Origin of the sequence: Marinifaba aquimaris (genome assembly GCF_013328345.1) — a bacterium.
Lineage (GTDB): Bacteria > Pseudomonadota > Gammaproteobacteria > Enterobacterales > Alteromonadaceae > Marinifaba > Marinifaba aquimaris.
Window position 1 is genome coordinate 37,448 of the sequence record NZ_JABULX010000019.1, and the last position, 16,617, is coordinate 54,064.

Consider the following 16,617-nt stretch of genomic DNA (forward strand, 5'->3'; position numbering starts at 1 on the left):
TTTTATCAATTAAAACAATGATTTGTATTTCTAGTTTAAAGATTTAATCAACCTCTGTCATGATTAAAAATCTAACCCAATCCACTTCTTATAATTGGCCTTTTGTCTAGCAGTAGGTTTTCTAACTTTAACAATGCGATAACGAGTCGGCTTTTCTTCAACCATATTTACCGTTTTAGTGATTATTGCATCGCGTCTAAACAAGGCCAATTCAATGCTATCTTGCTTACTGGCATGATTGACTCTCGCTTCTAGTGTATTTGGATACAAACGCAAACCATCAATGGTTAAAATGACATCTTCTGGTGTTAAACCAGCCTGCCAGGCAGCACTGTCTTTTACGACTTGTTTGATAACCGTCATATCGCCTTGCATCACATACATAATACCTAAATCATAACCTGTTGCTTCGGCTTCAATTTTTAACCCAACTGAAGCGAGTGCATCGTCAAATTCTAGCGCCTTGGCACGGTCAATATAATTGTTCCACCACTTGTTGTAGTCCTTACCCGTCACGTCTTTGAGAATTTGCTTCACATCGTCCACCGTGTAACCTTTAGGCAGTGGATGGTCTTGATAAAGTGCGTTGTGAATATCGCGATAGCTCTTTTTAGCTCTACTTTGTTCGATGATTTGTAAATCTAATAACAAAGACAATAACGCTCCTTCATCATAGATATTAACCTGAGAATTGTGCGCGCGATCGCCCCGCTCTCCTATCCATTTATCGAAACTGGCTTCTGCTATTGCTTGCTGTAAACGACCAGGCGTATGATCATGTTCGAAAATTTCTCGAGCTAATTCTTCAAAATATTCTTCGGCAGTGATAAGGCCAGCTCGTAGTAATAATTGATATTCTAGATAACTCGTCGAACCCTCAGCAATCCACAATAACTGGGTGTAATTTTCATTTTGATAATCGTAAGGCGTTAAACCTTGTGGACGGTAAGTTTTAACATTCCAAGTGTGCACATATTCATGTGCCGCGGTTGCTAAAAACTCGAGGTATTGGTCACGAGGAGCAAAAGTAAAACGCTTGCGCTGAATTATCGTTGAGTTGATATGCTCAGTTGCCCCTCTGACATTTGTTGTCGCATGTACCATAAAAACATAACGTTTAAATGGTGTGCCTTGCCAAATGCTATTAGCTGTTGTCACCATTTTGGCTAAATCATCTGCCATTTGCTGGCCGTCGTAATTACCTTCGCCCCAGATAGCCAATTCAAAATCTACACCCGCTGATTTAAATGCGTACCTTTCAAATACACCGGCTTCTATTGGAGAGTCGACCAAAATGTCGTAATTGGGTGCTACAAAACGGTGTTTTCCACCACCTGATTCCATACCTGAGATGCTATCCCAATGTTTAGGAATGGTTAGACTGACGTCAACGGGTTGATGCCTAAGCGCTTGGCTGTATAAGAAAAACCCAGATGCATCAATAAAAGCATGGGTCTCATCTATATGCCTAGAGCGATAAGATAGCTGGTTGGCATAGACTTGATATTTTACGGTAATTTTTTTTCGCCCATTTAATTGAATTTGCCAGCTGCTTTTATCAACTTTTTGCCAACTCAAGCTTTTATTTTGGCGATCGGTAACTTCAAAATCTCGAATACCATTTGCCAAATCAAGAATTTCATAACGCCCAGAACGCCATGCCGGTAGTTGCAAAGTTAAGGTTTTTGCTTGTTTTGGTGCAGTAAAAGTTGCGGTCACCTCAGCTAAATGGTGTTCGGGGTCATTAACATCTAAATGATAAGTAACTTTCGCCAGTGCGGGTAAGCTTGACACAAATAAAATAAAGGCAAAAAAGCGCCCTAAGTTTAACTTCATACAAAAGCCTTGGATTATTATTTTTTAGGGAAGAAATAGATACAAATAAAGCGTTCTATTTTGATAAATTCGAATACCAATAGACAATTTTTCTGGTACTCTTTAATCAACAACTTACTTTAAAAGTGTAAACGCTCGTTTGCTAGAAGCATATCAGAATTAAGGTGTTACAACCTGTGTCAGAAGAACTAGAAGTACTACAAAAAAAACTTAAAAAATCGAATAAGGCACGTTTAGAGCTTGAACGTACTTACGAAGCACAATTCATTTCTCTTAGTCAGTTTATCAGCCGTTTATCTCATATTTGTAAAGGCATAGATTTAGAGCTCGACAATAAACTAGCCAAATTAAGAACCTTCTTAAACAACAATACTGACCTAGAAAAAATCGAACCGCTGTTAGCGGATATCAACAAGTTGATGCATCATCATACTATCCGCGTATCGAATAATATGCAGATGACGCAGTCATCGATTTTATCTGCTGGTAAAAAGCTCCAACAAATTAAAGGTTTACCGGATGATTTTCGTAGAGAATTACGAGGCTTACTAAAAGAAGTTAATAATCCGCAAGAATCTATTACCGCTTATATCCCTTTTATGGATCACTTGATTAAACTCTATGATCAAGCCCATCAATTTGCCGAATCAGAAGCATCACTTAACCCTTCTGAAGGTATGGCGATACAGCAAAGTATTTCCCAAGAATTGCTCAACACACTGAGTCAAATTGCTTTTAAAGGCCAGCAAGCGAAAAAGATTGATGTTATTAGAGAACAGTTGAGCCATCCAGTCACTGCACAAACGTTAGTGGATACTTGTGTTGCCGTACTCAAACTGATCATTGAAGGTATTGCCCAAGAAAGAGAATCAGCGCAGTCGTTTTTACTCAACTTAAATCAAGCTTTAAGCTCAGTTCATGATGTTGTTGCAACCTCGATAAGCGGCACAAAAAAAGCAGGTTCAGGTAAAGCTGATATCAACACTAGGCTAAAAACGAATATTAGCCAAATGGAAAAAGAGCTCAGTCAGGCTACTGATTTAGATACGTTAAAAATTCAAATAAATGAGCGCTTAGCCGACATCGCATCAGCCATTGCCGAAAAAGAAGCACTCGAGCAAGAAGAGCAAGCTCAGCTACTACAAAGCTTGAGTAAAATGCAGGCTCGTTTGGCCGAGCTTGAACTTGAAGCAGAAGAATACAAAAAGCGTTTATCGGAACAACAATTTAAATCTCTGCAAGATAGCCTGACAAAACTGCCAAATCGCGCTGCTTTCGATGAGCGAATTCAGTTGGAATTTAAACGCTGGCAACGCTATGGCAAAGACTTGTGTTTAGCCGTTGCAGATATTGATTTATTCAAACAAATTAATGACCAATTTGGCCACTTGGCAGGTGATAAAACATTACAAGTTATCGGTAAAGCCATTACTTACGGTTTGCGGGAAACGGACTTTATTGCAAGGTACGGCGGTGAAGAATTTGTATTCATCTTCCCTGAAACCAGTGCAAAAGAGCTAGAAATAAAGCTCCATTCGCTGAAAGAGAAAATCAAAACAATACCTTTTAAATTTAAAGATAAGTCGGTCAATGTCTCTATTTCGATTGGCTTAACGCAATTTAAAAAAGGCGACCAGCCTAATACCGCTTTTGAGCGTGCTGATAAAGCACTATACCAAGCAAAGAATGATGGTAGAGACAAAGTTAAATTGCTGAAGTAAATTTTAAAAGTCCTTAATTACTACAAAAGCCTGCTCTCTTGTTTTGGTCAATTTGCTGAATTTCAGTGTATTAAAAATTAATTAGTTAGATTCTCGTCTATACTGAAAGAGAATAAAAACATAAAAAACAAAGGATTAGGCTCATGACATCGATTCAAGTAAATCCAGTAGGCAGTATGAATTTACTGTCCCAGTTAGAAGTAGATCGCCTGACTCAATCATCAAATAGCGAACTATACAAATTATACCGCAACTGTTCTTTAGCTGTTTTAAACGTAGGCAGCCATACTGACTCTAGCCAACAAATCTATCAAATGTACCAAGACTTCACCGTTGACTTAATCAGACGAGAGCGCGGTGTAAAAATTGAACTCAGCAATCCTCCTGAACACGCTTTTGTCGATGGTGAACTGATCACTGGTATCCAAGAATTACTCTTTGCAGTACTCAGAGATATCCTCTATACCAGTGTTCGCTACCCTAACCTGCTAAAAGAAAAATTTGACCAATCAGCAACAACCCATTTTGTGTTTGATATTTTACGTAATGCAGGTGCTTTTCATACCAAGATAGACCCGAGCATGATTGTTTGTTGGGGCGGACATTCAATTCGTGAACACGAATATCAATATACCAAAGAAGTGGGCTATCAAATGGGGCTCAGAGGCTTAAATATTTGCACAGGTTGTGGACCTGGAGCAATGAAAGGCCCAATGAAAGGTGCCACGATTGGTCATTTAAAACAAAGAAACTTATCGGGTCGCTACCTAGGTTTAACTGAACCATCAATTATTGCTGCAGAACCGCCTAACCCTATTGTTAACGAATTAGTTATATTGCCAGATATAGAAAAGCGCCTTGAGGCGTTTGTTCGCTGTGGACATGGGATCATCATTTTCCCAGGCGGTGTCGGGACAGCAGAAGAACTGCTTTATCTCTTAGGTATTTTATTACACCCAGATAATCAACATCAGGCATTGCCGGTCGTATTAACTGGGCCTAAGGAAAGTGAAAATTACTTTAAGACAATAGATGCGTTTGTCCAAGCTACCTTAGGTGATGAAGCGAGAAAAAAATACACGATTGTAGTAGATGATCCAGAAAAAGTGGCGCATATCATGAAAACAGAAATGCAGTCGGTCAGAAAATACCGCAAATCTACCGGCGATGCTTACCACTTCAATTGGTCATTACATATTGATGAAGCTTTCCAAAAGCCATTTGCACCAACTCATGAAAATATGGCGTCATTAAATCTGCACTTTGATCAAGAAAAAGCGAATTTAGCCGCTAATTTGCGACGAGCGTTTTCAGCAATTGTAGCGGGCAATGTCAAAGATGAAGGTATTCAACAAATTCAAAAACACGGCCTATTTAAAATCCATGGTGACAAAGCACTGATGAAGTTAATGGACCAAATGCTTTCTGATTTTGTTAAACAAGGTAGAATGAAACTACCTGGAACAGAGTACCAACCTTGCTACGAGGTTGTTCAATAAACAAAGTAATGAAAAGTGTTTTAATTACGGGTGCAAACCGAGGCATTGGCTTAGGTTTCACCCAATACTACCTAGCTAGAGGCTATCGCGTTTTTGCCGCGACCAGAGCGCCAGAAAAAGCCCAAGCGCTTAATGAGCTAAAATCGAGTAACCTTTGCGTAGTTTCTCTTGACCTAAGCCATCCCCAAAGCATCGATAATTTATCTCAGGAACTGGCTGAACAACCGCTTGATATCATCATTTCAAATGCGGGAATGTATGGCCCTAAGAAGTTATCCATGGATGAAACTAAAGACAACATTGAGAGTTGGAAAGAAGTGTTAGCGGTTAATTGCATTGCCCCTTTTTTATTAGCTCAAGCATTTAAAAACAACTTAGCCTTAGGCAGCGATAAAAAAATGGTGTTCTTATCAAGTAAAATGGGCAGTATGACTGATAATACCTCAGGTGGTAGTTATATCTACCGCTCATCAAAAGCAGCACTTAACGCCGTCGTTAAAAGCCTAAGTCATGACTTGTCTTCAATTGGTTGTAATGTGTGCTTATTACACCCAGGTTGGGTGAAAACAACAATGGGTGGACCAAATGCATTGATAAGTGTGGAGCAATCTGTTGCAGAAATGTGCAAAGTTATTGATAATCTGTCCAATGCACAATCGGGTCAGTTTATTAACTTTGATGGAAAGCTGATTCCTTGGTAAAACTATAATATCTGCAACATTTAAACTGAATTATGAAATCAAAAGCTGTCATCTTTATCTCCATTGGTGTCTTTTTATACCTTGCCTTCTCAACTTGCGTAGTTGTTTTAGTCAAAGATGACCAAACTCAAATGGATTGGGAAGACCGCCAAGCGTACAATTTAAAAGTGATTTCAAAGTTAAAAGTCGGTGATAGCCGAGACTTCATTCTTGAAAAAATGGGCGCACCAGATTTAACAGAAGCGAAAAAAACAGAAGACGGGGTGATGCAAATCATGTTTTACCGTACTCACCATGTTCGCCAAGACGGTTTTACTACCCAAGATGAGTGTACTGGCCTTATCTTTATTGACGATGTGCTGCAAGCTTGGGGTAAACACGCCTATGATCAATACACCAAAACGCTTTAATAAGTAATCAACCCTTTGCAGCCAAACGCGCCACAGAACCAGACCCGATTTAGTTCTGAATTACAAACTAACTTAACTGAACTAAATGATGTGCTAAGCCAAATCATTGAAAAAGTTAAAGCAAAACATCCTGCATCAGCAAGTGATTATCAAAGACTAAAAAAAGTCAGCGAAAATTGGCTGACTCTTTACCAAAGTCAGTCAGCTTGCTTTGATTTATTGCTGCTGAATAAAATAGATAACACCAACCTATTTGAACAAAGGTTAATTTCAAGACTTGGTTTTATTCTCAAATTAAGTCACGCAATACCTTTGCATCCTGAATTGTGCCTTAACTTAACAATAAGTGCGCAACTCACTGAAATAGCTTACTTTAATATTTTAAACAAACGTAAACTAAGCACTACAGCAGAGTTACAAAAATTTAAAGAAAGTAATGCACTAAAATCGGCTCAAATTTGTAATCGTTACTTAGCCCCCAAAGACAGCCAAAGCCAATTTATTGTTAACCTTATGGCTTACCATAAACTATGGTCACTCCAAGCATCATCAGACAAAATAACGTTTGCACATCAGTTATTGTTCTTAACCAATACGGTTGTCAATGCTCTTCATCCAATAACCGATTCGCCGAAACTTACTTGGCAAAAAGTACTCAAACAACTTTGCCTAAACTACCAAGACATCATAGATAAAACGGTTTTAGATAAAGTGTATTGCACATTTTCGGCCATTCCGGCTGGGACTCAATTTTTGTCAAATGAGCAAAACTACCTGAGCTTAAAGCCGTATGATGAAAGTGACTATCAAGATGTTTTATGTCTCAATAATGGTGAATATGAAGTACTCGATAAATCAACTGTGCTAAATGCGATAAATCATCAATCATCTAAAAAAATCACATACTCAGTTTTGGATGATATAGCCGAGCAATCTACTCAATTAAACCCAGTCAGTTTAAATTTAGCGGCCAATATACAAGCGCCCAGTAAACTGATTGAATTGCGCAATCATGCTTATAAACCGCAAACCAGTAGTAAAAAATTAATCCAACTCATTGAAAAACAACCCGACATCATTGCGGGTTTATATGACTATGCCAAATCGTTGAGTAGAGGAAATAAGGCCCCAGCGAGTGTTGCCCAAGCGGTCATGACATTAGGCACTAATCGATTAAAAGATTGGATTGCTAGGCAGCATATTGAATCGAGTTTATTCCATTGTCAGCACCAACTGAGTCGAAACAGCAAACAAGTTTTAACCTTAACTCAAAAAGTAGCGCAAGCCATTGCTATAGAAAGCAACTTAGTTTTACCTGAGCAAGCGAAACTGCTGATGAGTTATTTGATGATGCCCGCCACCTATCACAAATGTTTAACGCATAGATTAAGCTACAAGCACAATAAGCTAGACACATTTGATTCACCAAGCCTGATGCAAGTGCCCAAACAACACTATCAAAAGCTCAGTTTAGTATTGGCTAATACTTGGTTAGAGAACAATGCTGTAAAGGCTGCCTGCCTACATCAATTAAAACCTGAAAAACTCTTCATTGGCCAAGATAAGGAAATTAAGTTATTAGCTTTATCAATCCTGAGTATTCATGCCAGTTATTTAATTTATCAACTTGGCCAATACAAGATGCGCTCTATTTCAGATAAAAACCTTCAGCAAAGCCTTAAATTACTTGGGCTTACAAAAAATCAGTACGAGCAGGCAATCGAACAAAGCCTAAGCCAAACCGCTGTTTATTGCTCAGTGTCATAAAAGTGTCACCCATTGGCAGTCTAGTCACTCCCCTTGCAAAATGATATAAAGCGCGTCTTTCCCAAGGTCACGGAATCTTGGTGTAAAATAAATAACTAAGCACTAAACAAGTAAAAGGTTTTATTTATGTCTGCTCAAAGAATCACTGTCATACCTGGTGACGGTATTGGTCCAAGTATCATTGAATCGGCCATCGAAATTTTAAATAAAGTTGGTTGCGACTTCGAATACGATTATGTAGATGCAGGGATCACTGCGTTAGAGAAAACAGGCGACTTATTACCTGAAGCAACATTAGATCTCATTGCTAAAAACAAAGTAACGTTGAAAGGCCCATTAACTACACCTGTAGGCGGTGGTTTTACGTCAATCAATGTGACACTTCGCAAAAAGTTTAACCTTTACGCGAACCTTCGCCCAGTGACGTCATTTAAAGGCACTAAAGCGCGTTACGAAAATATCGATATCGTGACTATCCGTGAAAACACACAGGGTATGTACTCTGGTGCTGGCCAGTTAGTAAACGAAGAAAGAACAGAAGCGGAAGCTAAAAGTATTATTACCCGTGAAGGCGCTGAGCAAATTGTTGAATTTGCATACCAACTAGCCCAAAAAGAAGGCCGTAAAAAAGTAACGGCCGTTCACAAAGCGAATATTTTAAAGTCAACTTCAGGTTTATTCTTAGAAATAGCGCGTGAAGTAGGTGAACGTTACCCAGATATTGAATCAGCTGAAATGATCGTCGATAACACGTGTATGCAGCTTGTAATGAACCCAGAGCAATTTGATGTCATCGTGACAACAAACCTATTTGGTGACATCTTATCTGACTTATGTGCAGGCCTTGTTGGCGGTCTTGGTATGGCACCAGGTGCAAACATTGGTAAAGACTGCGCTATCTTTGAAGCCGTTCACGGCAGTGCTCCAGATATCGCTGGTAAGAACTTAGCAAATCCAACATCAGTAATTTTAGCGTCAGTTCAAATGCTAGAGTACTTAGGCATGAGCGATAAAGCGCAAAAGATTTTAGCGGCTTTACGTGATGTGATTGAATCAGGTGATCGCACGACACGTGATTTAGGTGGTACAGCAGGTACAACTGAATTCACTCAAGCGCTTTTAGAGCGTCTTTAATATCCCGAATTAAAAAAGGCAGGTTGAACTAACCTGCCTTTTTATATCTATTGTTATTTCAATTCTTGCCAGTCTTTTCTCTGATTGTAGAAAAACACCGCTTCATCATACATTTTTTCTACCCTGCCATTATCAATTAGCTTTCGAATACCCGTTTCTAAACATTGATAAATTTTTTCGCTATCTTGAAAGTTCTTAGCAACGGCTAAATGCCGACTTCCTTGAAATACAACATGCCGTTTAGCAACAGGCACTAATCTTGGGTTGTACTGAGAGTAACCAAAGCCTTCCTCTACTGTAAAAGGCGCTAACATGAAATCAACCCAGCCATTTGAAACCAGCTTAGACATCACCACCCAGTTGTCTTGATGAAAAAGCTCTTTTGGCTGAAGTGTTTTGATAGCCGCCTGATCGACAGGCCAGTTTTGATTAGAAACCATTGAATATTTACCGACTTGCTCGCGGTTTTTTAAAGCACGTGCAACGGCATTTTGTTCAGATGTGAAAAGTCCAACCTGATATTTACCATCAGGGATAATTGCAGAGCTAATATAAAGTTTATCTTGGTGGTCTTCTATTTCAGAAAGCCAAAATGAATCATAGCTTAGCGCGGTATGGCCTCTTAGTAAGGTTTGTAAACGGTCAAAATTAAAGTCTACTGCTTCGAACTCAATTTTATAATCACAGCCTGAGGCATGCATTGCCTGCTCTTGTAGAAGAATATCGATAACAATGCGTTCAGCGATAGGATGGTAATAGTTGCGGATACCAATAGGATCACGCCCACCGAGGTAGGTTTGGTATAAATAGCTTAGATGATGAGATACAGCGACTTTAATTGACTGCTTTGCCGAGACAGCAAAAGAAAGGTTTAACAGAACAATTAAAAGTAAATAGCGCATACCTGAAAATTTTAAATTAACTATATCTATAGTTTACAACGAAAAGATAAAAGTATCTCGATCAAAAAAGGCTTCAAGATGAAGCCTTTTTTAAAAATTTATAAAAATAAGTGGTTTATGTCACTTTAAACTTAATTACCGCATCATTTAAGATAGACATTTGTTGTGAAATTTCTTGGCTAGTAGAAGCGTTCGAATCTGCCATTTCTTTAACTTCGATGGCAATATCACGAATGTGTACCACATTTTTATTTACCTCCGTCGCCACCATGTTCTGCTCTTCGATAGCAGCAGCAATCATGGTATTCATATCAAGAATATTGGTCATATTTTCAGTAATTTCAGTTAAGCGAGAACCTGCTGTTTCTGCTTGTAATGAGCTATCTTCACCTTCTCTTCTACAGATATCCATCACCCGAACAATTTCATTAGTGCGCGTTTGAAGTGTGGTGATGATATTTTCAATTTCTTGAGTCGACTCTTGTGTGCGCATCGCTAAGTTTCTTACTTCATCAGCAACAACTGCAAAACCACGACCTTGTTCACCTGCCCTAGCAGCCTCAATTGCAGCGTTAAGTGCTAGCAAGTTTGTCTGCTCGGCAATTCCACGAATAACCCCAAGAACAGAACCGATAGTATTACTGTCTTCTTCAAGTTGAGAAACAACCGTTGATGCATCCGTTAACTTTTCAGATAACGAGTTAATATCTTCAACAGTCTTCATCACCTGCTGATGACCTTCAATAGCATTATTGTTGGTCACTTCAGCTTTATTTGCCGCGCTTTCTGTATTTCTAGCAATGTCCTCTATTGTGCATTGCATTTGAGTAGCAGCAGTTGCAACCATCTCACTTTCTTGCTGCTGCGATAACATACCTTCTGTTGTAGCAGTTGTTGTCTTACCTAAATCAACCATAGCGACATCAATAGTCGAAGCTGTTCGGTTGATATAAGTAATCATTTCCTGGAACTCAGCCATCAATGAGTTGAAATTGTGGATCAGCTCCGAGAGTTCATCTTTCCCAGTTTCAGGAATTCGAAGTGTTAAATCATTTTTCTCACGAACAGAATTGATAACTTTACAGGTGTGATCAATTGGCTGTGTGATACTTTTCACAATCAATAAAGCTAAAACAATGGTAATGATTGAAATAATGATAAACATTAATACCGCATGCGTGATCATCTTTGTGTTAATCAATTTGACCGCCTCTTCTGATTTTCTAACCATCAAGGCCAGTGAATCTTCAGTTTTGTATATGGTTTCTCTTAATTTACCCAGCGCGCCAGAATCGTGATCAAGACCAAGCATTATTTGGCCATCTACCAGAGCTTCGAAATCTTTTTGGTAACTAGCTAAACGTAGTTTGACTTGTGCTTTCACACTGCTATCTATGTCACTAGCCTCTAAGTCCTTATTAAACTTATCAAGGCTTTTATTGAATTTGCCTAGGTATTTTTCATCGAGCCTAAGCATAAAATCTTTTTCAGCGCGGCGAAGCATTAACATATTGGATAGCATTAGATAGTTGTTAACGCTTTTTAGGCTTTCCTCTACTTCGTGAACTGCTGAGCGAAGACTACCGTAAAGACCTGTTTTTGGTGTTAAGCCAATTTGTAGCTGTATTTCAACAAGAGCTGCAAACTGCTTGTTATAGTCTTTTACAATATTTTTAAATGACGTTAATGAAGACTGATCAATATCAAATTCATCAAAGTCTTCTTTAACTATTTCAATATGTGCTTCGAGCATTTCGTAATGTTGATTGAATTTTTCAACATACTGGACGTTCTTTCTCGATAAAAAATCTTTTTCATTGCGTCTTAGCTGCGAGATATCGCTTTCCATATTGACAATATCGTTTTGAACTTCAGCAAGCTTTGACAACGCTCTTATCTCACTCAACATTACTGCAAAAAGCAAAACCAGTGAAGTCAAAAAGGTTACTATACAAACAAATAGTCTGTTTTTAATTGAGATATTATTAAGAAATGACATTTCTTCTCCGTGTATATTACTTGCTTGTGACAAAATACAGCTATAAAAAATATAGCGTTAAACTTGAAACTTTCTCCTTTTTTTTGATTGTCTCTTTTGTTTAAAAAGCAGAAACACAAAGATGTTCACGAGAATGCTTCAGTCTGTAATGAATATTAAGTCGGCATCACACAATAAAACTATAGACCAATTCACAAAAAATTAAGATAAATTAATAATAATCACCTATGGAATGTAACAATAATCAATATTGTCGATTATTAGCAATAAAATCTAGACAGTCGAGTACTAGCCGCGCCATACTGGTACCGTAAATATAAGGAGATTAGTATGAAAACCTACGTGGTTTCAGTGATTACTCAAGATAAACCTGGCGTTATTGAGACGCTTTCAAACCTTATCAGTACCAAACAAGGTAACTGGCAAGCGAGTAATTTTTGCCAACTAGCTGGTCAGTTCGCGGGGATCGTAGAGTTTAGTATAGAAGAAGCACACGCTTCAGATGTTGAGCAAGCGCTTACGGCACTAAACGAGCAAGGCTTCCAATTGCAAATCAAGCAAGGTGAAGGCGCAGATTCTCAAAGCCCTTGTAGTACCATTGATATTACCGGTAATGATAAAGTGGGCATTGTGAAAGAAATTTCATCAGCTCTAGCAAGACATCATATCAATGTGATTAAACTGACATCGACTAGCGAGCCTGCGCCAAATTGGGGGGGGAATTTGTTTAAAGCACAAGTCGAGGTGCGCTCTCCTTCTCAGCAAGCTTTAGAAGAAGCAAAAGATGCACTAGAAGCCATCGCTAACGATCTCATCGTCGATATTGAACTAGGCTAGACTAACAACTATCAAATGGCAGTAGTTCATACTGCCATTTAAATCCCCTTGTAGTTAACAAAAACGTAACCTTTTCATAAAATCGTAATAAAAACGTCTTATTATCGGTTATATTCCTTTATACGGCATTCACCATACCCTATCCTAAAAATAAGAATTGCTGCCGTACCTGCATTTTCAAGGAGCTAGAAATGAGTAAGCAGTCCCTTTTTTTCGAAAAAGAGCTTAGCTGGTTATCTTTTAACGAAAGAGTTTTACAAGAAGCCGCCGATGAACAAGTGCCCATAATTGAGCGAATTCGTTTTTTAGGTATTTTTTCCAATAACCTTGACGAGTTCTATCGCGTTCGCGTGGCTGATGTAAAAAGAAGGATCATGCTTGAAGATGCCAAAGGTGATAGCAATGACGCCACCTTATTACTGCATCAAATTCAATCTAAAGTACTCGAGTTACAAAGTCAGTTTGAATCCAACTACAAGTCGGTGATCAAAGGCTTAACTAAACGAAAAATTCACTTTGTAACCGACCAAGACTTAACGGCTTTTCAAAGTAAGTGGGTAAAGAAGTACTTCAAGACAGAAGTAAAAGCGCACATGGCGCCAATTATTGTCTCGAAAAAGACGGACTTGATAAAACATTTAGCAGACTCTGCGAGTTATCTTGCCATTGGCATGTCTAAAGGCGATGAAACTCAGTTGGCGATTTTAGATATTCCAACTGATGCTTTATCTCGATTTGTTCTACTCCCACCTGAACGCAGTAAAGTAAAAAAATCTATTATTCTGCTCGATGATATCATTCGCCATTGCTTGGATGATATTTTTGGTGGCTTCTTCGATTTTGATGATATTACTGCCCATTCGTTCAAGCTAACGCGTGATGCAGAATATGGTCTCACTGATGAAATCGACCAAAGCTTAGTTGAACAAACTTCAGAAGCACTCAAACAAAGACTTTATGCCGAGCCGACACGTGTCGTTTACGACAGAGAAATGCCGGATAAAGTCGTAAAACTATTAGGTAACAAGTTATCCATTGGCAAAGTTGAAGATAGCCTATTACCTGGTGGCCGTTATCGCAATTTTAAAGACTTCATTGGCTTTCCGAATGTAGGCCGCGCATACCTTGAAAACAAGCCATTACCTGCATTAAGGCATCCTGACTTTGATAAATTTGAAAACTATTTTGATGCTATCAAAAACAAGGATATTTTACTGTATTACCCTTATCACACTTTTGATCACTTTACAGAGCTAGTTAGGCAAGCGGCATTCGATCCCAATGTTAAGAGTATTAAATTAAACATTTACCGCGTTGCTAAAAACTCTAAGATTATTTACTCGCTGATGGATGCGATTAAAAATGGCAAATCGGTAAAAGTCGTAGTCGAATTAAAAGCCAGATTCGATGAGTCGAACAATATCGAGTGGGCTAAACAAATGACCGATGCGGGTATTCGCGTGGTATTTAGTACACAAAATTTAAAAATCCACTCCAAGCTCTGTTTAATTTCACGTGTAGAAGATGATGAAGTCGTCAATTATGTGCATATCGGAACAGGTAATTTCCACGAAAAAACGGCCAAGATATACACCGATTACAGCTTGTTTTTGCGTAACAGCGAAATTTCATCTGAAGTTGAGCAGGTATTTGAATTTGCCGAAAACTTGCACCGAAGACCTAAATTCCAGCATATTTTTGTCTCCCCGATTAACTTCAGAAGCCGACTTGCCAATTTAATCGACTTTGAAATCAGTCAGGCAAAGCAAGGACAAAAAGCTAAAATCACAGCCAAAATTAATAATTTGGTCGATGAAAAATTAGTATTAAAACTCTACGAAGCCAGTCAAGCAGGGGTTCAAGTTAAACTGATAGTGCGTGGTATGTGCTCATTAATCCCCCAAGTTGAAGGCTTAAGCGAACATATAGAAGTCATTAGTATTGTCGATCGCTTCTTAGAACACCCAAGGGTCTTTATTTTTCATCATGCAGGTGAAGATAAAACCTATATTTCATCAGCAGACTGGATGACGCGTAATTTAGATCACCGTATTGAGGTCGCTACACCGATTTACGAAGAGAGTTTGAAAAAAACCATTAAGAACATATTTTCAATCGAATTTAGTGATACAACGAAAGCCCGTGTAGTTGACGCTCAGCAGTCAAATGCTTATGTTAAGCGCGGTAACAGAAGAAAAATCCGCTCTCAACATGCCATTTATGAGTACTTAAAAGGCAAAGCAGAATAATTCAGGACGACTCATGCAGCAACATCAAGATACCACGAGTAATCAACAAACCTACGCAGCGTTAGATTTGGGCTCCAACAGCTTTCATTTAATTGTTGCAAGAGTCAGTCATAACCAAATTCAAACGCTGCACAAAATTAAAAAACGGGTCCGCTTAGCCCAAGGTTTAGATAAAAATGGTTTTCTCAATAAAGAGACCATTAACTTAGGCCTTGAGGCATTGAGTCAAATAGCGCCAAGCCTAGCCGATATCCCAGCAGAAAATATTCGAATTGTTGCCACCTATACACTTAGAGCAGCAAGAAACGCGTATGACTTTATCGAGCAAGCACAGCAAATATTGCCATACCCTATTGAAGTGATCAGTGGCATTGAGGAAGCTCGCCTTATTTACCAGGGCTTTGCTCACTCAAGCAGCGACGATGCAAAAAGGCTGGTTATTGATATTGGCGGTGGCAGCACTGAGCTCATCATAGGTAAGGACTTCAGTACCGAAAAGTTGACTTCAAAAGCAATGGGGTGTGTTAGTTTTGCTGAACAATTTTTTGCCGATGGTGCGCTAACCGACCAAGCATTCGAATTGGCAATTATCGCAGCTGAGCAAGAATTAGAAGAGATCAGTCTCGATTATCAGAGTATCGGCTGGCAAGCCTGCTATGGCACCTCAGGAACAATCAAAGCTATTTCCGAAGCTGTCTCTCAAGCGGGATGGTTAGACGCAGATGAAACCATCAAACTTAAACACTTAGAAAAGTTAAAGCAATTACTACTGAGTTTTGGTCATATTGACCAAATAGCATTACCCGGCGTAAGTGAGCAAAGAAAGCCCGTACTCGCAGGTGGTTTAGCGATTTTAATCGCTATTTTTGAGAGTTTTGAAATAGAAGCATTAACTTACTCAGATACCGCGCTTCGAGATGGTCTACTTTATGAGCTAGCCAATGCAGACAAGTACGAGATAAAACAAAGAACCGTTGCTAGTTTGCAAGCTCAATACGAAGTTGACTTAGTTCAGGCCGAGCGCGTCAATGAAACCGCTCAACAATTACTGACTATGTGGCAGCAACAGCATCAAAAAGCTAACGGTGCGGTGTTGAGTAAGCTTTTGTGTTGGGCGAGCCAACTTCATGAAGTTGGCTTACAAATTAACTCAACGGGTTTTCATAAACACTCAGCTTACATCATTGAAAACACGAATTTAACGGGCTTTAACCAAGAAGAGCAACGCATTTTAGCGACTTTGGTCAGATTTCAGCGCAAGAAATTAAAAGCACTCGAAGTCCCCACACTCTCCTCCTACAAATCAAAAGACATCTTAATTTTGATACGCATCTTAAGAATTGCCCTGGTGCTCAATTTAAGACGCATCAACCGTGACATTCAGCATTTTAAGATAGAACTGGGTAGTACTATTTCAATTCACTTGCCACCAGAGATCGCAAGTTCAGATCCGCTATTACTCGCTGATTTACAAGCAGAGCAAATCGCTCAAACAGATGTTGATCTAAAGTTTAATCTCAAGTCTTAAAAGATACGCCCTAACTCACTTGAATTAACGACTA

The 16,617-nt window shown here is 38.9% G+C and carries 12 protein-coding genes; 9 read left to right on the plus strand and 3 right to left on the minus strand.

The features are described from left to right. Positions 1 to 63 precede the first annotated feature (63 nt). Positions 64 to 1,836, minus strand: coding sequence for a M61 family metallopeptidase (locus HR060_RS12450; protein ID WP_174200624.1), 1,773 nt, complete (start codon positions 1,834 to 1,836; stop codon positions 64 to 66). 176 nt (positions 1,837 to 2,012) lie between these two features. On the opposite strand from HR060_RS12450, the gene HR060_RS19780 reads away from it, so the two are divergent. The 6 genes from HR060_RS19780 (at position 2,013) to HR060_RS12480 (ending at position 9,068) form a co-directional block, all read left to right on the plus strand. Beyond that, positions 2,013 to 3,557, plus strand: a complete 1,545-nt coding sequence (locus tag HR060_RS19780) for a diguanylate cyclase (RefSeq protein ID WP_174200625.1) — start codon at positions 2,013 to 2,015, stop codon at positions 3,555 to 3,557. 143 nt (positions 3,558 to 3,700) lie between these two features. Further along, positions 3,701 to 5,056 carry a nucleotide 5'-monophosphate nucleosidase PpnN gene (gene ppnN / locus HR060_RS12460; protein ID WP_174200626.1) on the plus strand — a complete coding sequence of 452 codons (1,356 nt, stop codon included), beginning with the start codon at positions 3,701 to 3,703 and terminating at the stop codon, positions 5,054 to 5,056. 8 nt (positions 5,057 to 5,064) lie between these two features. Continuing rightward, a complete protein-coding gene (locus HR060_RS12465) occupies positions 5,065 to 5,757 on the plus strand; it encodes an SDR family oxidoreductase (RefSeq protein ID WP_174200627.1) in 693 nt (230 codons plus the stop codon). A 32-nt stretch (positions 5,758 to 5,789) separates the two neighbouring features. Then, entirely contained in the window at positions 5,790 to 6,167 is a 378-nt protein-coding gene (locus tag HR060_RS12470; protein ID WP_174200628.1) for a DUF3192 domain-containing protein, read from the plus strand. Between the two features lie 15 nt (positions 6,168 to 6,182). Next, positions 6,183 to 7,934 carry an HDOD domain-containing protein gene (locus tag HR060_RS12475; protein ID WP_174200629.1) on the plus strand — a complete coding sequence of 584 codons (1,752 nt, stop codon included), beginning with the start codon at positions 6,183 to 6,185 and terminating at the stop codon, positions 7,932 to 7,934. 126 nt (positions 7,935 to 8,060) lie between these two features. Continuing rightward, positions 8,061 to 9,068 carry an isocitrate dehydrogenase gene (locus HR060_RS12480; RefSeq protein ID WP_174200630.1) on the plus strand — a complete coding sequence of 336 codons (1,008 nt, stop codon included), beginning with the start codon at positions 8,061 to 8,063 and terminating at the stop codon, positions 9,066 to 9,068. 53 nt (positions 9,069 to 9,121) lie between these two features. On the opposite strand, the gene HR060_RS12485 is transcribed toward HR060_RS12480, so the two are convergent. Then, on the minus strand, positions 9,122 to 9,970 hold the full coding sequence (locus HR060_RS12485) for a hypothetical protein (RefSeq protein ID WP_174200631.1): 849 nt from the start codon (positions 9,968 to 9,970) through the stop codon (positions 9,122 to 9,124). A 115-nt stretch (positions 9,971 to 10,085) separates the two neighbouring features. After that, entirely contained in the window at positions 10,086 to 11,858 is a 1,773-nt protein-coding gene (locus HR060_RS12490) for a methyl-accepting chemotaxis protein (protein WP_174200632.1), read from the minus strand. Positions 11,859 to 12,299: 441 nt separating this feature from the next. Here HR060_RS12490 and HR060_RS12495 point away from each other — a divergent pair, with 441 nt between their 5' ends. The 3 genes from HR060_RS12495 (at position 12,300) to HR060_RS12505 (ending at position 16,583) form a co-directional block, all read left to right on the plus strand. Further along, positions 12,300 to 12,806 (plus strand): glycine cleavage system transcriptional repressor, encoded by a 507-nt coding sequence (locus HR060_RS12495; protein WP_174200633.1) that lies wholly within the window; start codon positions 12,300 to 12,302, stop codon positions 12,804 to 12,806. A 191-nt stretch (positions 12,807 to 12,997) separates the two neighbouring features. Continuing rightward, positions 12,998 to 15,055 carry a polyphosphate kinase 1 gene (gene ppk1, locus HR060_RS12500; protein ID WP_174200634.1) on the plus strand — a complete coding sequence of 686 codons (2,058 nt, stop codon included), beginning with the start codon at positions 12,998 to 13,000 and terminating at the stop codon, positions 15,053 to 15,055. Positions 15,056 to 15,068: 13 nt separating this feature from the next. Then, on the plus strand, positions 15,069 to 16,583 hold the full coding sequence (locus HR060_RS12505) for a Ppx/GppA phosphatase family protein (RefSeq protein WP_174200635.1): 1,515 nt from the start codon (positions 15,069 to 15,071) through the stop codon (positions 16,581 to 16,583). Positions 16,584 to 16,617 lie beyond the last annotated feature (34 nt).